Here is an 18,709-nt window from a genome sequence, read left to right as displayed (position 1 = left end):
CCGCAGGGCGTTCCATGAAAGGCAAAACCATTGTTGTAAAACTGGGTACCAGTGTGCTCACCGGCGGCACCCGCCATCTCGACAAGGCACACATGGTGGAGCTGGTGCGCCAGTGCGCCAGCCTGCACCGGGCTGGCCACCGCATTATTGTCGTTACCTCAGCCGCTATTGCTGCCGGCCGTGAGCACCTGGGCTTTCCTGAACTGGCCGGTACCATGGCCAACAAGCAGATGCTGGCAGCCGTTGGCCAGACCCAGCTGATCCAGACCTGGCAGTCGTTATTCAATATCTATGGCCTGCATGTGGGCCAGTTGCTGCTGACCCGTGCCGATCTGGAAGACAGAGAGCGCTATCTCAACGCCCGGGACAGTCTGCGTGCCCTGCTGGATCACCGTATTATTCCGGTGATCAACGAAAACGACGCCGTGGCCACCAATGAGATCAAGGTGGGGGATAACGATAATCTGTCTGCCCGCGCCGCCATTCTGGCCGAGGCCGACTTGTTAATCCTGCTGACCGATCAGCGTGGTCTCTTTACTGCCGATCCGCGCAATAACCCAGATGCCCAGCTGATTGAAGAAGTGCAGACCATAGACGATACCCTGCGCAAGCTGGCCGGGGGCAGTGTCAGTGGTCTGGGCACCGGTGGTATGGCCACCAAGCTGCAGGCCGCCGACGTCGCCCGCCGGGCCGGGGTGGACGTGGTGATTGCTACCGGTCAGATTCCGGAAGTGGTAGGCCGGCTGGCTGCCGGCGAGCGGGTGGGTACCCGTTTTCCGGCACTGGCCACGCCGCTGGAAAGCCGCAAGCGCTGGATCCTGGCGGGCCCGCCTCCCCATGGTGAGATTCATATTGATACCGGCGCTGTGCGGGCGGTAACAGACAAGGGATCCAGCCTGCTGCCCAAGGGCATAGTACGGGTGGAAGGGCGTTTTCGCCGGGGTGAGGCCGTGCGTATTGTCAATGCCGACGGCCGGGAAGTGGCCCGGGGTATTTGCCGTTACGACGCACAGGATCTGGACCATATTAAAGGACAGCACTCTGATCAAATAGAAACACTGCTTGGCTATGGCTATGGCAGTGTTGCCATTCATCGTGACGATCTGGTGCTTTTGTAGGAGATATCATGGATTTGCAACAAATGGGCGATGCTGCCCAACAGGCCTCTTATGTGCTGGCGCAAGCCAGTACCCAAACCAAGAATGCGGCCCTCATTGCCATGGCCGGTGCGCTTGAGCAAAACGCGGCTGCCATTCTGGCGGCTAATGAAAAGGATCTGGCCATTGCCCGGGAAAACGGCATTGGTGATGCCATGCTCGACCGTTTGATGCTGAACAGCGCACGGCTTACCGCCATTGCCGACGATGTACGCAATGTGGTGCGGCTGCCGGATCCTGTGGGTGCCGAGCTTGAGTCCCGGGTGCTGGAGAATGGCATGCGGCTATCCCGCCGCCGGGTACCGCTGGGCGTGGTAGGCGTTATTTATGAAGCTCGCCCGAATGTCACCATCGATATTGCTGCTCTGTGCCTGAAAACCGGAAATGCCAGCATTTTGCGCGGCGGCCGGGAAACCTTTCATACCAATCAGGAACTGGTAAAAGTGATCCGTCAGGCACTGGCAGCCTGCGATTTGCCTGAATCCTGTGTGCAGTATATCGGTGAGCCGGGACGGGAGTGGGTGAGCGGTTTGCTCAAGCTGGATCAGTATGTAGACATGATTATTCCGCGTGGCGGCCCCGGTCTGCACCAGCTGTGCAAGGAGCAGTCTACCATTCCGGTCATTATCGGTGGCTTTGGTATTGGCCATATGTTTGTGGACGAAAGTGCCGACCTGGTGCGTGCTGTTGAGGTCATTGATAATGCCAAGACCCAGCGTCCCAGTGTATGCAACACCATAGACACGCTGCTGGTGCATGAACGGGTTGCCGCTGACCTGCTGCCAGCCCTGAGTGTTCGCATGGCGGAAAAAAATGTGACCCTGGTGGCTGCTCCGCCGGCACTGGCACTATTGCAAAACGGCCCCGCCACGGTGCGCGCTGCTGAAGACGGCGACTTTGATACCGAATGGCTGAGCCTGACGCTGGGCGTGAAGCTGGTGAGCGATGTTGACGCGGCGCTGGCCCATTTGCGGGCACACAATGCGGCTCACTCCGATGCCATTCTGACCAATAGTCTGGTTAATGCCGAGCGTTTTATTAATGGCGCGCCGTCTGCGGCCGTGTACGTGAATGCATCTACCCGCTTTACCGATGGTGCCCAGTTTGGCCTGGGGGCCGAAGTGGCGGTCTCTACCCAGAAGCTGCATGCCCGGGGGCCAATGGGGCTGGAAGAGCTGACCAGCTACAAATGGGTAGGCCAGGCCGATTATCTTATTCGCGAGTAACCACCGGCCCCGTATCAGGGGCCGGAACTTTATTGAGGGGAGAGGACTGATATGCCATCCAAGTTGCTGGATGCCCTGTTGCTGGCGATGCCGTTATCGCCCACGCTGGAGTCCTGGCGTCAGCATCTGATTAATCACCTGAACTATCCGGTGCAGGGAGCCCAAAGTCTGTTTATCGGCGATCCTGTGCTGGTTATCGTGTCGTTTCAGCATGGTCAGGCGGAAGTGTTATTGCCTGCCATGGAGTGGCGGCATCATGATATGCAAACGACCAAGCCCACCTCTCAGGGCGTGGTAGACGGCAATACCGGCACCCTGGAGCAGTTGCTGGCGCTGGTTGAAGAAGGCATTGCCCTGCGGCTGAAGTCATTTCATGAATGCAGCCACTGCGGCAAACGCTGTGCGCCGGAAGAGCTGGGCTCGCTGATGGGGGATCCCACCTGCCGGACATGCCTTAAAGGCCGGCGGGTGCTGTTTTAACGGCAGAGAATGGGGAGCGGGGAATAGCATCCCCAATCCCCAATCCCCAGCCCCCAGTCCTTAGTCCCCGAACTGAACCAGCCAGCGTCTGAGCATCATGCCCGGCAGCGTGGTAAAGCCGGTAGTGGCCAGTTTCAGTTCACCCTTGTGCACTATCATCAGGGTGGGCGTTACGCCAATGCCCAGCGCACGTGCCAGCCGGTTGTTTTCATCGTTAATCACCGGAAAGTCATAGCCCTTGTCGTTCATATAGGCCTGTACTTTTTCACGGCTGCCTGACGCAATGGCAATACTCATCACCCGGCCCGGTACCAGATCCACCATGGGAGACACCAGCCGGCATACGCCGCACCAGCTGGCCCACACATACAGCAGCACCGGCTCGTGCTGACTTTGCGTGGCCAGACTCACCGGCTTGCCCTGCAGAGTGACCAGACCGTCCAGTGCGTCAGCCGAAGCCGGCAGACTGCGGCTGCGCCATAAATCTACAGCCGTCATCACCACCAGCAATACCAGGGCATAGCCCAGCAAGCGTTTAAGCCAGCTCATTGTGCCGCTTCCAGTGCTGAAATAACCCTGTCGCTGGTCAGCAGCACCTCCAGATCCCGTCCTTCGGGCAAGCCGGGACCAAACACCTGATTAAAGGGAATACCGGCCCGGCCATGGGCCCGCAGGTAGTCGGTGATGGCCGGATCGGGCCGGGTCCAGTCGCCCTGCATCAGCACCACATCATGCTTGCTCAGTGCACTGTATACCGGATCCCGCTGGATCACGCCCACCTTGTTGGCCTTGCAGGTAATGCACCAGTCAGCAGTGATATCTACAAATACACGCTTGCCCGCCACCACTTCCTGCTCGATGCGGGCTACATCAAGGGGCTGCCAGGGCAGCTCTGGCTTGGCCGGCGTGACCCAGTGCTCCTGGGTAAGCAGTGCCACACCGCCCAGTACCGCACCGGCCAGGCTGATGCCGGCGGCACCAAAGACAAGCGCGCGCATGCCATGACGGCGCAGCAGGGACCAGAGCGGCAATATGACCAACAGAGCGGCCAGTAACAGGCTGATGGGGCCACCCAGAGTAGCTGACAGCAGCGACAGCAACCACAGGCTGGTGGCCAGCAGCATCAGGCCAAACAGCCATTTGACTTTGACCATCCAGGGGCCGGGCCTGGGCATAAAGCGCACAAAGCCCGGAAAGGCCGCCAGCACCAGCCAGGGCAGGGCCATGCCCAGCCCCAGACCAGTAAAGATGGCAATCAGGATCAGTGGTGATGACGCCAGGGCCGCCGCCACTGCGGTGCCCAGAAACGGTGCACTGCAGGGAGTAGCCAGCAAAGTGGCAAACATGCCCTGCAGCAGATGGCTGCTGTTGTCGCCGCCCGGACGGGTGGCCAGCCAGGTACTCAGAGCGCTGGGCAGACGAATTTCAAATAACCCGAACAGGTTAAGAGAAAACAGGGCTGTGACCGCCAGCATAAAGCCGATAAAGCCCGGCTGCTGAAACTGAATGCCCCAGCCAAGCTGAGCGCCGGACCAGGTGAGGAACAGCATAAAGGCTGCCAGACCCCAGAACGACAGCATGATGCCGGCAGCAGACAGCAGCAGCGGTCTGCGTACCTGTGCACGGCTGCGCTCGCCCAGTAACAGGGTGTTTAGCTTCAGCCCCAGCACCGGCAGCACACAGGGCATGATGTTGAGAATAAGACCGCCGAGCAGGGCATAACCGAGCACCAGCAGCAGGCCGGGCTGACTGCTGGCTGCAGCTGCCAGTGTGCCTTGGGTCACCGAAGCGCTCAGCTCTTCGGCCAGGCTGTCATCGGCCACGGTAACGGTGAGCTGTTGGTCATGCAGGTTGAGCTCCGGATCCCAGCTGCTGACGGTAAAGCGCGCTTCCAGTTGGTTGCCTGTAGTGCTGAGTTGAGGCTGGCTGAATACGGCGGTGTCGGTATCGTCTACAAATACCTTCGGGCTGCTCCAGCCAGCGTCGTGCAGCAAGCGAATGGCCAGCTGTTCTTTTTCTGCGTCCCAGCGCCAGTCACCGGCCTGCACAAGCGTTGCCGGACGCGGCACTTGCGACAGCGCCTGCTGAAAATCATGGTTAACGGTTTCATTCAGGGGAGCATCAGCCTGCAGCGGCAGCGTCAGCTGATATTCGGTGAGCACACAGATGGTGGTGCAGCTGGGCAGGGTCAGAGTGGCATTGAAGGTAGCCGGTGCCTGGCGTTTTTCTGGTGTGATATAGACCGGAAAGTTCACATCGTGCTGATAACCCTGAGTTTCTATGCCCAGCAGATGAAAGCGCTCGGGCAGGGGCCAGCGCCAGTCAAAGGCCTGAACATTTTGTGATGTCTGCCAGTCGAGTTTGGGCGCTATGCCGCCCTCACCGGGAGAACGCCAGTAGGTTTTCCAGTCGTCAGCCAGACGCACCTGCAGCAGGGCGGCATATTGACCGGTGGCCTCGTTCAACGGGCCGTTTTGTACCAGCCGCACCTGCACAGGCGGATGGTCGGGAGCTTGCAGCCAGCCGGTGTCGGTGGCCTGAGCGCTCAGGGTGACAAGCAGCAAACAGAAGTAAAAAAGTCTATACACGATTAATGTCTCCGGTAATCAACGCAAAAGATAAGAAAGCCTTACGTTGACTGTCATTCCCGAAATACACACAACAACAGGTGTCGCCGGCATTCCGGCACCGGCTCGGGAGGAGGTATCAGCCGGCGGCCATGACGGCGGGGCGGCAGCCACCACCAGCACAGCAATGCAATCAGCCCCAGCAGCAGGCTGTCGGGATGATCCCAGAACTTGGTCAGCAGTTGTTCCGACAGCGAGCAGCGCTCATGGCTGTCCGCGCCGGCGGCATCGTCGCTCTGGCTTATCTGGGTTTGTTGCACACATGGGTTCATTATGCCCATACGCTGACCCAGGCAAAGCACGCCCACCAGCAACACCAGCATAATGGCCAGCCGGCCCCGGCTCAGCCCAGTGCCAGCCATAACGCCACACCCAGCATCAGACTGCCGGCAATGCGGTTCATCAGCTGAACCTTACCTTTTTGCTGCAATATCCGGCTTAATGTCCGGCCACCGCTGGCATAGAGCAGCATACAGATAAACTCCAGCGTCAGAATAATGGATATCAGTCCGGCCAGCTGCCCGGGCAGCGGTGCCCGGTTATCGATAAAGGGAGGCAGCAGGGCAATAAAAAAAGCCCAGCCCTTGGGATTGGCAATGGCGGTAATAAAGCCCTGACTAATCAGGTTAACAGCCGGAATATGGCGCGGACCTGCATCCACCGGACTTAACGCCAGCTTGCCTCTGGAACGCCACAGCTGAATACCGAGCCAGGCCAGATAAAGACCGCCGCCGTATTTAAGCAGCAGAAACAGCTGCGGGTATTGCAGCATCAGAGCAGCCACTCCCACTACCGCCAGACAGGCCACCAGCCCCACGCCCGCCAGCTCCCCCAGCATCATCCACAGGGTGCGTTTAACGCCCACTGTCATACCCAGTGACAGCGCCAGTGTCATGCACATGCCCGGGGTGATGGACACAAAGAAAAAAGTGGGCACAAACACCATTAAAACCGATGCGTTAATAGATCACCTGCCTGCCAGTGGCGCTAGGACTAAATAAAATCATCGCCATTGTAGGCCAAATGCCATCTATCAGACCAGCCTAGCGCGTTTGTGTCAGTCACTGAAACGGGGGCTGAGTACCAGCCGGCCGGGCACAATATCCAGCGCCAGCGGTACATTTTTCACCCAGCGATAACGGCCATCATCAAGACGGTATACCGGCTGGTTTTCAAGCACAGCTCGCACCAGCTGCATCATGCCGGCTGACGCGATCCCGACTTCCCCCTGATAGCCAAAGGCATTAACCTTGCTGTTCAGCAGATTGAGATCCCGAATAAAGATGGCGTTTTTCTGACGATCGTAGACCGGACGGCCTTCAATCTGCAGATCCAGCATGGCGGGAAAACGTGCCACTATGGCATTGATGGCGGTTTCGCCGCGAATATCGAGGCGCACCACCTGACGGTTATCCGGCCCTATGGTGAGATTCAAATCGTCAATGCGTGTTTCTACCAGCCCCTGCGTGAGTGTAGGGGCCTGCTGCTCCAGCTGAGTATAAAGCGCTTTTTCCAGCTCGCTTTCAGACACGCTGTATTGACTGACGCCGGCGCAGGCGCTCAGCAGCAGAGCACCAAGAGCAAGGGTAAGGGTTCTGAACATGGTGTACCTCTTTCGGGAGCTGTCAGCTATAAGTAAAACTACTTCTGCATGACTGCGAACCTTGGTTTAAAAGCCTGCAGCCCGGCAAAAAGTGTAAGTTTTTTGTTCATGTTTCAGCGCGTACAAGCCATCTTGTCTTACAGCTTAAAGCTGGCCGCTGCGAAAAGCCTATGGCCTTGAGCTTAAAAGCCGGTCGAGCTGGTTGGCAAAGGCCTGACGGTCGGCCTGGCTCAGGGCGGGCGGGCCGCCGGTCTGTACGCCGCTGGCGCGCATTGTGTCCATAAAATCACGCATGGTCAGTTTGGCGCGAATGGTGCCCTTGTCAAAGCGCTCGCCACGGGGGCTGAGCACGTCAGCTCCCTGTTCCAGGGCCTCTGCCGCCAGTGGAATATCCGCGGTAATGAGCAAATCACCGGACTCAATACGTTGCACAATTTCGTTATCAGCTACGTCAAACCCTTTCGCCACCTGCAGCTGGCGCACCAGTTTTGAGGCGGGCACCGGCAACACATGATTGGCCACCAGAATCAGTGGTGTGCCGGTGCGCTCGGCGGCGCGCAGCAAGATATCCCGAATAACCCGGGGGCAGGCATCCGCATCTACCCAAACCTGCATCAGTTGTGCCGCCCTGAGGACTTTTTGCGATCCAGCGCGTCTTTCAGCTCGTAAGGATCCACCACTATGCCGGTTTCATTCAGGGTAGGGAATACGGCCACCAGCAGCTCGTCGTCGGTCATGCCCGGCACCCAGCGCTTCAGCCACACATTCAGGCTGATGGCTTCCGGTTTGCAGTGCTGCCAGTCGCCCTGGGCCCAGTCCTGGGCATAGCCGGCGTGGGGCCATACCGGAATGCAGTCTTCATCATCGTCTGTGGTCAGCATCATGCAGCCGTGTTCATCGGTGAGGATCCAGAGCTCCTGTTGTTCGTTTACCCGGTTGACCAGGTGATTGAAACGCTCGTTATCGCTCAGGCTCAGTACCTGCGCCTTGTCTTGTTCATTGAGGGTATAGCTCATACCGGTTCTCGCTCTGGTGAATTAGCTGGCATGTTCACACTACACCAGTGGCTTTGTCCAGCTTATGTGCATGAAAGCGTTGCCATGCCTTTTCATGAAAGAAGTAGGCCACTGTATTGATCAAGGGCTCCACCAGTGCAATCAGCCCGCCTACCAGCAGACTGCCTGAAAGCAGCCAGGCCACACTGAAAGCGACGGTGAAATGCACCAGTGCGAAGGTCAGTGTTTTGTACATAACAGGCTCCTTGAGCAAAGGGGGTTCACATCTCAAATGATAATTATTATTGTAAATAGGTCCAATCGTTCCTTGTTATCGGTTTCATCGGCATTTTCTCTGTTACAAATGGGCTGTAAGGCTAATGGAGCGTTTACAGCCGGACCCTGCTCGGGATAGATTGGAAAAACACAGTGAATTCGAGCCAGGTTGCTCATCAGTAAATATAAAGCAGGGTTGCTCATGCATTTTCAGACCGACGATATCCGCATTAACGAAATCAAAGAGCTGTTGCCGCCGGTGGCGGTGCTGGAGAAATATCCGGCCACCGATACCGCCTCGGCCACCGTGTTTGAATCCCGGGAGGCCATTCACCGCATTCTGGCCGGTGAAGACGATCGCCTGCTGGTGGTGGTGGGGCCCTGCTCCATTCATAACACCGACGCTGCCATTGAGTATGGCCGGAAGCTGAAGGCGCTGCGTGAGCGCTATGCCGACACGCTGGAAGTGGTGATGCGGGTCTACTTTGAAAAGCCGCGTACTACCGTTGGCTGGAAAGGACTTATCAACGATCCTTATCTCGACAACAGCTTTCAGATCAACGACGGGCTGCGCATCGGCCGCAAGCTGCTGCTGGATCTCAACGACATGGGCCTGCCCACCGCCAGCGAATTTCTCGACATGATCACGCCGCAATATCTGGCAGATCTGATGAGCTGGGGCGCCATTGGTGCCCGCACTACCGAGTCTCAGGTGCACCGCGAGCTGGCGTCGGGTCTGTCCTGCCCGGTGGGCTTCAAGAACGGCACCGACGGCACCATCAAGGTGGCGGCAGATGCCATTGGTGCCGCCAGTGCCTCTCATCATTTTCTGTCGGTTACCAAATACGGCCATTCCGCCATTGTTTCCACTGCCGGCAACCCGGACTGCCATATTATTCTGCGGGGCGGCAAAGAGCCCAACTACAGCGCAGAGCATGTTGCGGCGGTGTGTGAAGGGCTGGAAAAAGCCGGTTTACCGCAAAAGCTGATGATCGACTTCAGCCATGCCAACAGCAGCAAGCAATATCAGCGGCAGATGCTGGTGGCGGAAGACGTGTGCGGCCAGATTGCTGCCGGTCAGCAGGCCATTATGGGCGTGATGGTGGAAAGTCACCTGGTGGAAGGCCGCCAGGATCTGAAAGAGGGCTGTGAGCTGACCTGGGGTCAGAGCATTACCGATGCCTGCATCGGCTGGGAAGATACCGAGAAAATGCTGGCACAGCTGGCAGAAGCCGTGGCGGCCCGCCGTCAGGCGTAATCTAAGTGAGGAGAGAGGAGTCAGAGGGGGAGGGGGTTAACTACCTCCGACTTCTGAGCTGAACAAAAAAGGAGCCTTTAGGCTCCTTTTTTGTGTCTGATGGTGATGATGGAAGGGCTGGACTTTTCTCTTCACCCTTCACCCCTCACCCTCACGGGGTTATTTCACTTCCACACCCTGTGCCTGCAGATCGGCGTGGTAGGACGAACGCACGAAGGGGCCACAGGCGGCATGGGTAAAGCCGATGCTGTCGGCCACCTCTTTCAGCTCGTCAAACTCCGCGGGCGGCACATAGCGCTTCACCGGCAGGTGGTGACGGCTGGGCTGCAGATACTGGCCCAGGGTCAGCATGGTGACGTTATGTTCACGCAGATCCTTAAGCACTTCCATGATCTCTTCATTGGTTTCACCCAGCCCCATCATCAGGCCAGACTTGGTGGCCACCTGAGGATGCATTTCCTTGAACCGGCGCAGCAGCTCCAGTGACCATTTATAGTCGGCACCGGGGCGGGCTACCCGATACAGGCGGGGGGCGGTTTCCAGGTTGTGGTTGAACACATCCGGCGGCGTGTCTTTGAGGATCTCCAGCGCCGTGTCCATGCGGCCACGGAAGTCCGGGGTCAGAATTTCAATTTTGGTATTAGGGCTTTGCTCGCGAATGGCCTTGATGCAGTCGGCAAAGTGCTGGGCACCGCCATCGCGCAGGTCGTCCCGGTCGACCGAGGTGATCACCACATATTTCAGACCCAGCTCTTTGATGGTCTTGGCCAGCTTGGCTGGCTCTTCCGGATCCACCGGCAGCGGGCGGCCGTGAGCCACATCGCAGAATGGGCAGCGGCGAGTACAGATGGCACCCAGAATCATAAAGGTGGCGGTGCCGTGGTTAAAGCATTCGGCCAGATTGGGGCAGGAGGCTTCCTCGCACACAGAATGCAGGTTGTTCTCGCGCATAATGTTTTTGAGACCCTGTATGCGCTGATTGCTGGGAGGAAGTTTAATCTTCATCCACTCCGGCTTGCGCAGCACTTCTTCTTCTTGCTCGGGCATGAATTTGACCGGAATAAGGGCCATTTTGTCGGCGTCGCGCAGTTTTACGCCGGGTTCGACGCGCACAGGTTTACTCATAATGATACTTCTCTGTGGTGTAGTAGAGATGTTGATAGCCCAACCGGCCGGCAAGCAGGGGGACCAGGCGAGACTGGGCTTCATCCAGGTTCTGAGGACCACCCAGAGTACTGCACTGGGTCATGGCCATGCCGGCATAGCCGCAGGGGTTAATACGCAAAAACGGACTGAGATCCATGTTGACGTTAAGCGCCAGCCCATGAAAAGAGCAGCCCCGACGTACCCGCAGGCCCAGAGAGGCAATTTTGCTGTCGGCGACATACACGCCGGGAGCATCGGCCTTGGCGTAGGCTTCCACGTTATATTCTTTCAGCAGGGCGACAATTGACTCTTCCATGGCGGTAACCAGGTTACGCACCCCCAGTTTTTTGCGGCGCACATCCAGCAGCAGATACAGCACCAGCTGGCCAGGGCCGTGATAGGTAACCTGACCGCCACGATCGGCCTGAATGACCGGAATATCACCGGCGTTAAGCACATGCTCAGCCTTGCCGGCCTGACCCTGGGTAAATACCGGCATATGCTCCACCAGCCAGAACTCATCACCGGTGTTTTGATCACGCTGGTCGGTGAAGTGTTGCATGGTGTGCCAGACGTGCTCGTAAGACGCCAGCCCCCAGTTTCTGATGGTGAGTTTGTCCTGCTGCATGAGTGAGTGCCTCAGAGTACGTATTTAACCAGCTCGATTTTTCCAAGCTCGGTATAAAGCAGCTCTATGTGCTCTTTGCTGTGCACCGTCACATTGACGCTGACAGCGTGATAATTGCCTTTGCTGCTGGGACGCACCTTGGGACTGTAGTCGCCGGGAGCGTGCTGCTGCAGTACTTCCACGATCAGATCGGGCAGGCGCTCGTCAGCCAGGCCCAGCACCTTGAAGGGAAAGTGGCAGGGAAAATCAAGCAACTCATCAAATTTGGTATTCATGGCAACCTTTGAAACAGCAGTATTCAATCGGGAATGGTGTAAATTTTCACAACCCATGTCGCATTTCTAACATAAAAACGGTTAATCTGAAACCGACAACTTGCAGGGTTATTGGTGAAGAGAGAAGCGGGAACGGGGCCGTTTGAGTGCGGCCCCAATAAGATATTATTTAAACAGACCTTGAATCAGCAGCGTAATATAGTCAATAAACCGGCTGAACAGACCACCCTGCTCTACATTTTCCAGCGCCACCAGCGGTACGGTAGCGACTTCACTGTCATTCAGCTTCAGGTGCAGTGTGCCTACCTGTTCGCCTTTCGCCAGCGGTGCCTTCAGGGCCTGATCCAGGGTGAAGTCGGCTTGCAGATTCTGAGCCTGGCCACGGGGAATGGTCACTGCCACCGCCTTGTCTACGCCCAGGGCGACAGTGTCTTTGTCACCCATCCAGATTTGCTGATCTACCAGCTTGCTGCCCGCTTCATACGGGGTCAGGGTCTGGTAGAAGCGAAAGCCATAAGTCAGCAGTTTTTTACTTTCGGCAGCCCGGGCACGCTCGCTGCTGGCACCCATCACTACCGCAATCAGACGCATATCATCCTTGGTGGCAGAAGATACCAGGTTGTAGCCCACAGCACTGACATGGCCGGTTTTGATGCCGTCTACATTGAGGGACTGATCCCACAGCAGGGAGTTGCGGTTGTGCTGAGTAATGCCGTTAAAGCTAAACGACTTCTCGGCATAGATGGCATATTCCTCGGGCACATCGCGGATCAGCGCCTGACCCAGTTTGGCCATGTCCCGGGCGGTGGTATACATCTCATCACTGTGCAGGCCGTGGGGCGTGACAAAGTGGCTGTCATTCATTCCCAGCCGTGCGGCCCAGGAGTTCATCAGGTCCGCAAAGGAGTTGACGCTGCCCGCCAGGTGTTCGGCTACGGCCACGGTGGCATCGTTACCCGACTGAATAATGATGCCCCGGTTCAGATCATCAATACTCACTTGCTTGCCGACTTCCAGAAACATCACCGAAGAGCCGGGGAAGTTCTGGGCCCAGGCCGCTTCACTGATGGTCACCATGTCGTCACGCTTGACCTTGCCTTCTTCCAGTGCCTGGCCCAGCACATAGGAGGTCAGCATTTTGGTCAGGCTGGCCGGCGGCAGCTTCTGATCAGCATTTTCTGCCACCAGCACCTGGCCGCTGGCATAGTCCATCAGCACATAAGATTTGGCCGCAATGGCCGGCGGCTCGGGGATCATGGAAATGGTATTTTGTGCCTGAGCGGAAAAAGACATCAGGCCGGCAATGGCGAGAGTAGGCAGAATGTTGACCGTACGCATAAGGTAAATCAGACCTTTATTAAATAATGAATGGCGTGAATTGCCGTTTTATGATGGATATCAGGTTATTTAGTTCAGGAAATATGCCTGTTCAAAGCCTTCAGCCACCAAACGGGTAAGAATCTTATCTGTTTGAGTAGCCGGAATGGGACCCATTTGCAATCGGTACCAATCAGAACGCTGCTCTACCCGGGCCGGAAAACCATACTCTTTGCTCAGGCGGGCAGCAAGTGCTCTGGCCTTGTCGCCGGAACGGGTAGCCAGCAGCTGAATATGACGACCTGTGGCTTTATTGGCCAGAAGACTGTCCTGCTTGCCGGGAGACATTTTAATCAGCTCGATCTTTACCGGGGCTGTGCCTTTATCGAGCATACCCAGCTTCCAGGCTGCAGCATAAGACAAATCGATAATACGGCCGTCGTGAAACGGTCCGCGGTCGTTTACTCGCACTATGACCTGTCTGCCGTTGGCAGTATTGGTCACTTTGACAAACGACGGCAGCGGCAGGTTCTTGTGAGCAGCCGTCATGGTATACATGTCGTACACCTCACCGTTGGATGTGTCGTGACCATGAAACTTGGCTCCATACCATGAGGCCATGCCTTCATCCCGGTAATTTTCTACCTCGCGCCAGACTTCATAGTCCTGACCCCAGACGTTGTAATCTTTATTACCCCGGCGGCTGTAAGGCTCAAAGCGCGGCACCGCATCCTTGACATGAGACATGTCGGGCATTTCGCCCGGTGCCTTATCCTGGCGCATGGAATAGCGGCCACCGGCGGTTTCGCGGTCGTAGCTGTCATCTTTGGTCTGCTCCGGAGCATCGGGCTGGCTGCTGCAGGCGGCCAGCAGCAGTGCCGCCAGTGGCAGCAGCAGCCCGGAGCGCACAAGCTTAACGCTGTTGTTCAAACGCATGTTTTATCTCTTCACTCAGTTGATACACCGCCATGGCATAGAGCGGGCTGCGATTATAACGGGTAATGACATAAAAGTTATGCTGTGCCACCCAATATTCCGGACCATCTGCACCTTCCAGTTTGAGCAGTTTGACCGGCGTATCCGGAGCCAGTTTGACGGCGGTGGTAATGCCGGCAGCGTTCAGCTCGGCCCAGCTGTAATCCAGCTCAAGAGCGGCAGACACCATGGCATCGGCAGCATCGGTATCGGTCACGCTGGCCTTGTGCACCACGGGCTCACCCGGCTGCCATTTATGCTGGTGGAAATAGTTGGCCACGCTGCCAATGGCGTCCACAGGCTCAAACAGATTGATGTGGCCGTCATCATTAAAATCGAGCGCATAGTGACGGTAGCTGGAGGAAATAAACTGGCCCATGCCCATGGCACCGGCATAGGAGCCTTTTTGTTCATCCAGTGCCCACTGCTGCTGCTCGGCCAGTTTCAGGTAATGGCCCAGCTCGGAGCGGAAAAATGCGCCTCTGGGCGGGTAATGAAAGCCAAGAGTATAGAGTGCATCCAGTACCCTGTGAGTGCCCATGTGGGCACCATAGTAGGTTTCCACACCAATAATGGCGGTAATGATCTGGGCCGGCACCTGCAGTTCCTGCTCGGCGCGGGCCAGCAGAGCCTCATGCTTTTTCCAGAAAACGGCACCCTGCTCAATACGCTTGTCGGTCAGAAAAATGGGGCGATAATCACGCCATGGTTTGGCCTCGGCCGGACGGGTCATGGCATCAATAATGGACTGCTGATAGGTAGCGCCGGCAATGGCCTGATCCAGATCTTGCTGGCTCAACTCAAATTTGTCCGCCAGCTCATTCAGCCATTGCTGCTGCTCGGTAACAGTGGGGGCGGCTGAAACCGAGGTTGAAAACCAAAGTGCCGCTGAAAGGAGAGCGAGGCGCATTGCGTGATTCCTTGTGTGTTATTTTGCCAACAGGCGTTTGTGAGTATGCACGGACATGAGAATGCCAAATCCGGCCATCAGTGTCACCATGGAGGTGCCACCATAACTGATCAGCGGCAGCGGGACGCCCACCACCGGCAGCAGGCCGCTGACCATACCGATATTCACGAACACATAAACAAAAAAGGTCAGTGTCAGTGCACCTGCCAGCAGCCTGGGAAAAGCTCCCTGAGCCTGTACTGAAATTTGCAGGCCCCGGCCAATAATAAACAGATACATCAGGATCAGCACACTGACTCCCACCAGCCCGAATTCTTCTGCCAGCACCGCAAAAATAAAGTCGGTATGGCGTTCGGGCAGAAATTCCAGCTGAGACTGAGTGCCGTGCAGCCAGCCTTTTCCCCACAGCCCGCCTGAGCCTATGGCGATTTTAGACTGAATAATATGATAGCCGGCACCGAGTGGATCACTTTCCGGGTTGAGCAGGGTCAGTACTCGTCGTTTCTGATAGTCGTGCATCAGAAAATACCAGAGCGCCGGCAAAAAGGCCGCCAGACCCGCCAGTGCCAGCATGATCAGGCGCCAGGGCAGACCGGCAAGAAAAATAACAAACAGACCAGAGGCGGCAACCAGCAGAGACGTCCCCAGATCCGGCTGCTTGGCAATCAGCAGAGTAGGGACCAGCACCAGGGCAAAAGCCAGTGCCACATGCAGCAGGCTGGGCGGCAGCGGATAGCGGCTGATATAGGCAGCAATGGTAATGGGCATGGCCAGCTTCAGTGCTTCTGACGGCTGAAACCGGAATGAGCCAATTTCCAGCCAGCGCTGGGCTCCCTTGCCAACATCACCGATCAGCAGCACCAGTATCAGCAGCACAACGCCAATGATAAAGACAGGAGGAGCCCAGCGGGCATAAAAGCCCGGAGAGAACTGGGCCAGTATCACCATCACACTGAGTGATACAGCAATATGTATGCCCTGACGGGTTAAGGTATCGGTATTTTCCCCGCTGGCAGAATAGAGAATCACCAGGCTGGCAGTCAGTAAGATCAGCAGGCCGCCCAGCAGCGGCCAGTCCAGATGCAGGCGCTCACCCAAAGAGCGGCGATGCTTATTCATGAGCGGTGACCTCTTCATTCAGCTCGGGCGTATCAGGCAACAGATAGGCGTCCAGCATGGCCCTGGCCACGGGAGCGGCATGAGAGCTGCCGCCACCGACATTTTCCAGTACCACAGAGACCACGGCTTCAGGTTCATCAAAGGGAGCAAAGGCCACAAACAGGGCATTATCCCGCAGGTGTTCCTTCAGACTTTGATGATCATACTGTTGGTTTTCCGCCAGACTGAACACCTGAGCCGTACCTGACTTGCCGCCGGCAATATAGGGAGTATCGGCAAAGGCCCGGCGGGCAGTGCCCTCCTTGCCGTTAATGACTCGCCACATGCCGGTGAGCGCCACATTCCAGTGATTATCCTGCTTGAGCTCGATAGGATCGCCATGACTGATCGGCATGCTGACTTTTTTACCATTCAATACAATGGCATTGAGCAGGCGCGGATGCACGGTATCGCCGTGATCGACCATAATGGACGTGGCCCGGGCCAGCTGCAGCGGGGTGGCGGTCCAGTAACCCTGACCAATGCCCACGGAAATGGTGTCGCCCTGATACCAGGGCTGCTTATGCCGGCGTTGTTTCCAGTCCCGGGATGGCATGGTGCCGCTTGCTTCTTCGTGCAGATCAATGCCCGAGTTCTGGCCAAAGCCAAAACGGCTCATGTAATCGTGCATGGTATCTATGCCCAGCCGGTAGGCTATATCGTAAAAGAATGTATCAGCCGAGATTTCAATGGCTCTGTATACGTCCATCCAGCCATGCCCCCAGCGCCGCCAGTCACGGAATTTACGTTTGGTATTGGGGATCTGAAAGTAAGGACCACCAAAAAAACGGGTAGACGGAGTAATGGCTCCCTCATTCAGCGCCATAACCGACAGCATGGGCTTGACCGTCGAGGCGGGGGCATAAATACCCTGGCTGGCGCGGTTAATCAGAGGACGATCGGGATTTTGCAGCAACTCGCGATAATCCGGACCACTGATGCCGTGCACAAACAGGTTGGGATCATAGCTGGGGTTGGAGACCAGCGCCCGTACCTGACCGTCTTTCGGGGTCATCATCACAATGGCACCGCGCTTGCCGTCCAGCAATGCCTGGGCCTGCTGCTGCAGGCGAATATCAAGATTAAGATAAATGTCGGTGCCGGGCACCGGTGGCTCATATTTCAGCGTGCGGATCACCCGGCCCCGGTTGTTGACCTCCACTTCCTGGTAGCCCACATGACCATGCAGCAGGTCTTCGTAATAGCGCTCAACGCCCAGTTTGCCGATATCCCGGGTGGCGGCATAGTTGGCCAGCTTGTTGTCCTGTTTCAGTCGCTCCACGTCTCTGTCATTGATTTTGGCCATATAGCCCAGTACGTGGGTAAGTGTGTCTTTGTAGGGATAGTAACGCTTCAGGTAGGCTTCAATGGACGCGCCGGGGAACTTGTGCTGATTAATACTGAAACGGGCCACCTGATCTTCATTCAGACGGCTGACCAGCACCACCGGGTTAAAACGGCGATGACGCTGTACATCATGAAAAAAACGTTCTTTCAGCTCAGGATCCAGATCCAGCAGGGTGATCAGCTGCTCGATGGTATCATTGAGGTCATTCGACTTTTCCGGCGTGATCTCCAGGCTGTAAATGGGGCGGTTTTCTGCCAGCAGCACGCCGTTACGATCATAAATAAGCCCCCGGGTAGGTGCGATGGGCACTACCTTGATGCGGTTGTCGTTGGACCTGGTCTGGTAGCTCTGATGCTCTTCAATCTGCAGATGATAGAGGTTGGCAAACAGGCCGCCCATCATCAGCACAATGGCGATAAACGACACCAGGGTGCGCCGCCAGTGCAAAGAAGATTCGGCGACATGATCGCGCATTTTTACCCGGGATTTGGCCACGACTTACTCCCGGTGATAGGGATGGTTATTGTTGATGCTCCAGGCACGATAAAGGCTTTCAGCGGCCAGCACCCTAACCAGCGGATGGGGCAAAGTGAGCGGTGAAAGTGACCAGCTTTGCTCGGCAGCTGCCTTGCAGGCCGGCGCCAGCCCTTCGGGGCCACCGATCAGAATGGCCACATCCCGGCCGTCGTGCTGCCAGCGGGTAAGTTGCTCGGCCAGCTGCTCTGTGGTCCAGGGTCTGCCGGGAATATCCAGGGTGACGATGCGGGCTGATTTATTGATGGCAGCCAGCATCTGTTCGCCTTCTTTATGCAGAATGCGGTCAATATCGGCATTTTTTCCCCGCTTGCCGGCGCTGATCTCGGTGAGTTCCAGAGGCATATCCCGGGGAAAGCGACGCTGATATTCCTGAAAGCCCGTGGTTACCCAGGCCGGCATTTTGGTACCGACCGCCACCAGCTGGAGTTTCATCCGGCCAGGGCTCCGGCGGCGCTGCCACCCCAGAGTTTTTCCAGCTGATAAAAATCGCGGGTTTCTTCCTGCATCACATGGACGATGGCATCACCCAAATCGACCAGCACCCATTCACCGGCATCCTGACCCGCCATGCTCAGCAGATTAAGGCCGGCATGCTTGGCTTCGGTAGCCAGGTGGTCTGCAATGGAGTTAACGTGCCGGCTTGAATTACCGGAACAGACGATCATGCAGTCTGTGATAGTGGATTTACCGGTTACATCCAGCACACGAATGTCCCGGGCTTTGAGATCGTCCAGTTTATCGACGATAAAATCGTGCAGTGCTTTGTCTTGCAAAAGTGCATTCTCCTTGATGA

22 protein-coding genes are annotated in these 18,709 nt (G+C 56.7%); 4 read left to right on the top strand and 18 right to left on the bottom strand.

All coding sequences use genetic code 11. The features are described 5' to 3' along the window. The first annotated feature begins 14 nt into the window (after positions 1–14). From proB to N2M06_RS11765, 3 genes are read left to right on the top strand one after another with little or no spacing between them, the layout of a single operon-like run. Positions 15–1,118, top strand: coding sequence for a glutamate 5-kinase (proB, locus tag N2M06_RS11775; RefSeq protein WP_317075151.1), 1,104 nt, complete (start codon positions 15–17; stop codon positions 1,116–1,118). 8 nt (positions 1,119–1,126) lie between these two features. Continuing rightward, positions 1,127–2,383 carry a glutamate-5-semialdehyde dehydrogenase gene (locus tag N2M06_RS11770; RefSeq protein WP_317075152.1) on the top strand — a complete coding sequence of 419 codons (1,257 nt, stop codon included), beginning with the start codon at positions 1,127–1,129 and terminating at the stop codon, positions 2,381–2,383. Positions 2,384–2,434: 51 nt separating this feature from the next. Further along, complete coding sequence (locus tag N2M06_RS11765; protein WP_019934380.1) at positions 2,435–2,863, top strand: hypothetical protein; 429 nt, start codon at positions 2,435–2,437, stop codon at positions 2,861–2,863. 60 nt (positions 2,864–2,923) lie between these two features. Here the strand turns inward: N2M06_RS11765 and N2M06_RS11760 are convergent, their stop codons facing one another. From N2M06_RS11760 to N2M06_RS11725, 8 genes are all read right to left on the bottom strand, one after another. Then, the gene (locus N2M06_RS11760; RefSeq protein ID WP_019934379.1) at positions 2,924–3,412 is read right to left on the bottom strand and encodes a protein disulfide oxidoreductase; all 489 of its coding nucleotides are present in this window, start codon (positions 3,410–3,412) and stop codon (positions 2,924–2,926) included. Further along, positions 3,409–5,451 (bottom strand): protein-disulfide reductase DsbD domain-containing protein, encoded by a 2,043-nt coding sequence (locus N2M06_RS11755; protein ID WP_346350836.1) that lies wholly within the window; start codon positions 5,449–5,451, stop codon positions 3,409–3,411. The genes N2M06_RS11760 and N2M06_RS11755 overlap by 4 nt, the downstream gene beginning before the upstream one ends. A 53-nt stretch (positions 5,452–5,504) precedes the next feature. Then, on the bottom strand, positions 5,505–5,852 hold the full coding sequence (locus N2M06_RS11750; RefSeq protein ID WP_346350835.1) for a hypothetical protein: 348 nt from the start codon (positions 5,850–5,852) through the stop codon (positions 5,505–5,507). Continuing rightward, positions 5,834–6,436 (bottom strand): LysE family translocator, encoded by a 603-nt coding sequence (locus N2M06_RS11745; RefSeq protein ID WP_019934376.1) that lies wholly within the window; start codon positions 6,434–6,436, stop codon positions 5,834–5,836. Before N2M06_RS11745 ends, N2M06_RS11750 begins: the two co-directional genes overlap by 19 nt. Before the next feature lie 111 nt (positions 6,437–6,547). Further along, the gene (locus N2M06_RS11740; protein WP_317075156.1) at positions 6,548–7,093 is read right to left on the bottom strand and encodes a DUF1439 domain-containing protein; all 546 of its coding nucleotides are present in this window, start codon (positions 7,091–7,093) and stop codon (positions 6,548–6,550) included. 168 nt (positions 7,094–7,261) lie between these two features. Beyond that, positions 7,262–7,708 carry a YaiI/YqxD family protein gene (locus tag N2M06_RS11735; protein WP_346350834.1) on the bottom strand — a complete coding sequence of 149 codons (447 nt, stop codon included), beginning with the start codon at positions 7,706–7,708 and terminating at the stop codon, positions 7,262–7,264. Continuing rightward, on the bottom strand, positions 7,708–8,109 hold the full coding sequence (locus N2M06_RS11730; protein ID WP_019934373.1) for a DUF2750 domain-containing protein: 402 nt from the start codon (positions 8,107–8,109) through the stop codon (positions 7,708–7,710). Before N2M06_RS11730 ends, N2M06_RS11735 begins: the two co-directional genes overlap by 1 nt. Before the next feature lie 34 nt (positions 8,110–8,143). Further along, positions 8,144–8,344, bottom strand: coding sequence for a DUF2061 domain-containing protein (locus tag N2M06_RS11725; protein ID WP_317075158.1), 201 nt, complete (start codon positions 8,342–8,344; stop codon positions 8,144–8,146). Positions 8,345–8,566: 222 nt separating this feature from the next. Here N2M06_RS11725 and aroG point away from each other — a divergent pair, with 222 nt between their 5' ends. Then, entirely contained in the window at positions 8,567–9,622 is a 1,056-nt protein-coding gene (gene aroG, locus N2M06_RS11720) for a 3-deoxy-7-phosphoheptulonate synthase AroG (RefSeq protein WP_317075159.1), read from the top strand. A gap of 159 nt (positions 9,623–9,781) precedes the next feature. On the opposite strand, the gene lipA is transcribed toward aroG, so the two are convergent. The 10 genes from lipA to rsfS form a co-directional block, all read right to left on the bottom strand. Beyond that, complete coding sequence (lipA, locus tag N2M06_RS11715; RefSeq protein ID WP_346350833.1) at positions 9,782–10,747, bottom strand: lipoyl synthase; 966 nt, start codon at positions 10,745–10,747, stop codon at positions 9,782–9,784. After that, positions 10,740–11,396: a lipoyl(octanoyl) transferase LipB gene (gene lipB / locus N2M06_RS11710; RefSeq protein ID WP_019934369.1), complete on the bottom strand. Its 657-nt coding sequence runs from the start codon at positions 11,394–11,396 to the stop codon at positions 10,740–10,742. The genes lipA and lipB overlap by 8 nt, the downstream gene beginning before the upstream one ends. Before the next feature lie 11 nt (positions 11,397–11,407). Continuing rightward, entirely contained in the window at positions 11,408–11,671 is a 264-nt protein-coding gene (gene ybeD / locus N2M06_RS11705) for a DUF493 family protein YbeD (protein WP_019934368.1), read from the bottom strand. Positions 11,672–11,836: 165 nt separating this feature from the next. Next, positions 11,837–13,009 (bottom strand): serine hydrolase, encoded by a 1,173-nt coding sequence (locus N2M06_RS11700; protein ID WP_019934367.1) that lies wholly within the window; start codon positions 13,007–13,009, stop codon positions 11,837–11,839. 69 nt (positions 13,010–13,078) lie between these two features. Then, complete coding sequence (locus N2M06_RS11695; RefSeq protein ID WP_019934366.1) at positions 13,079–13,924, bottom strand: septal ring lytic transglycosylase RlpA family protein; 846 nt, start codon at positions 13,922–13,924, stop codon at positions 13,079–13,081. Beyond that, a complete protein-coding gene (mltB, locus tag N2M06_RS11690) occupies positions 13,902–14,873 on the bottom strand; it encodes a lytic murein transglycosylase B (protein WP_346350832.1) in 972 nt (323 codons plus the stop codon). The genes N2M06_RS11695 and mltB overlap by 23 nt, the downstream gene beginning before the upstream one ends. A gap of 18 nt (positions 14,874–14,891) precedes the next feature. After that, positions 14,892–15,992 (bottom strand): rod shape-determining protein RodA, encoded by a 1,101-nt coding sequence (gene rodA / locus N2M06_RS11685; protein WP_019934364.1) that lies wholly within the window; start codon positions 15,990–15,992, stop codon positions 14,892–14,894. Next, positions 15,985–17,874 carry a penicillin-binding protein 2 gene (mrdA, locus tag N2M06_RS11680; RefSeq protein WP_019934363.1) on the bottom strand — a complete coding sequence of 630 codons (1,890 nt, stop codon included), beginning with the start codon at positions 17,872–17,874 and terminating at the stop codon, positions 15,985–15,987. The genes rodA and mrdA overlap by 8 nt, the downstream gene beginning before the upstream one ends. Before the next feature lie 3 nt (positions 17,875–17,877). Continuing rightward, positions 17,878–18,348, bottom strand: coding sequence for a 23S rRNA (pseudouridine(1915)-N(3))-methyltransferase RlmH (gene rlmH, locus N2M06_RS11675; RefSeq protein ID WP_019934362.1), 471 nt, complete (start codon positions 18,346–18,348; stop codon positions 17,878–17,880). Next, positions 18,345–18,689, bottom strand: coding sequence for a ribosome silencing factor (gene rsfS / locus N2M06_RS11670; protein ID WP_346350831.1), 345 nt, complete (start codon positions 18,687–18,689; stop codon positions 18,345–18,347). The genes rlmH and rsfS overlap by 4 nt, the downstream gene beginning before the upstream one ends. Positions 18,690–18,709 lie beyond the last annotated feature (20 nt).

This window comes from Oceanimonas sp. AH20CE76 (assembly GCF_039654065.1).
GTDB lineage: Bacteria > Pseudomonadota > Gammaproteobacteria > Enterobacterales > Aeromonadaceae > Oceanimonas > Oceanimonas smirnovii.
This window is presented reverse-complemented; position numbering and strand designations above follow the sequence as displayed.

Coding starts and splice junctions, on each gene's coding strand:
- lipB (WP_019934369.1), bottom strand. CDS start 11,396: ATGCAGCAGGACAAACTCACCATCAGAAACTGGGGGCTGGCGTCTTAC.
- N2M06_RS11695 (WP_019934366.1), bottom strand. CDS start 13,924: ATGCGTTTGAACAACAGCGTTAAGCTTGTGCGCTCCGGGCTGCTGCTG.
- N2M06_RS11700 (WP_019934367.1), bottom strand. CDS start 13,009: ATGCGTACGGTCAACATTCTGCCTACTCTCGCCATTGCCGGCCTGATG.
- N2M06_RS11750 (WP_346350835.1), bottom strand. CDS start 5,852: ATGGCTGGCACTGGGCTGAGCCGGGGCCGGCTGGCCATTATGCTGGTG.
- N2M06_RS11765 (WP_019934380.1), top strand. CDS start 2,435: ATGCCATCCAAGTTGCTGGATGCCCTGTTGCTGGCGATGCCGTTATCG.
- N2M06_RS11745 (WP_019934376.1), bottom strand. CDS start 6,436: ATGGTGTTTGTGCCCACTTTTTTCTTTGTGTCCATCACCCCGGGCATG.
- lipA (WP_346350833.1), bottom strand. CDS start 10,747: ATGAGTAAACCTGTGCGCGTCGAACCCGGCGTAAAACTGCGCGACGCC.
- rlmH (WP_019934362.1), bottom strand. CDS start 18,348: ATGAAACTCCAGCTGGTGGCGGTCGGTACCAAAATGCCGGCCTGGGTA.
- N2M06_RS11740 (WP_317075156.1), bottom strand. CDS start 7,093: ATGTTCAGAACCCTTACCCTTGCTCTTGGTGCTCTGCTGCTGAGCGCC.
- N2M06_RS11735 (WP_346350834.1), bottom strand. CDS start 7,708: ATGCAGGTTTGGGTAGATGCGGATGCCTGCCCCCGGGTTATTCGGGAT.
- ybeD (WP_019934368.1), bottom strand. CDS start 11,671: ATGAATACCAAATTTGATGAGTTGCTTGATTTTCCCTGCCACTTTCCC.
- N2M06_RS11770 (WP_317075152.1), top strand. CDS start 1,127: ATGGATTTGCAACAAATGGGCGATGCTGCCCAACAGGCCTCTTATGTG.
- N2M06_RS11730 (WP_019934373.1), bottom strand. CDS start 8,109: ATGAGCTATACCCTCAATGAACAAGACAAGGCGCAGGTACTGAGCCTG.
- mltB (WP_346350832.1), bottom strand. CDS start 14,873: ATGCGCCTCGCTCTCCTTTCAGCGGCACTTTGGTTTTCAACCTCGGTT.
- rodA (WP_019934364.1), bottom strand. CDS start 15,992: ATGAATAAGCATCGCCGCTCTTTGGGTGAGCGCCTGCATCTGGACTGG.
- aroG (WP_317075159.1), top strand. CDS start 8,567: ATGCATTTTCAGACCGACGATATCCGCATTAACGAAATCAAAGAGCTG.
- N2M06_RS11760 (WP_019934379.1), bottom strand. CDS start 3,412: ATGAGCTGGCTTAAACGCTTGCTGGGCTATGCCCTGGTATTGCTGGTG.
- proB (WP_317075151.1), top strand. CDS start 15: ATGAAAGGCAAAACCATTGTTGTAAAACTGGGTACCAGTGTGCTCACC.
- N2M06_RS11725 (WP_317075158.1), bottom strand. CDS start 8,344: ATGTACAAAACACTGACCTTCGCACTGGTGCATTTCACCGTCGCTTTC.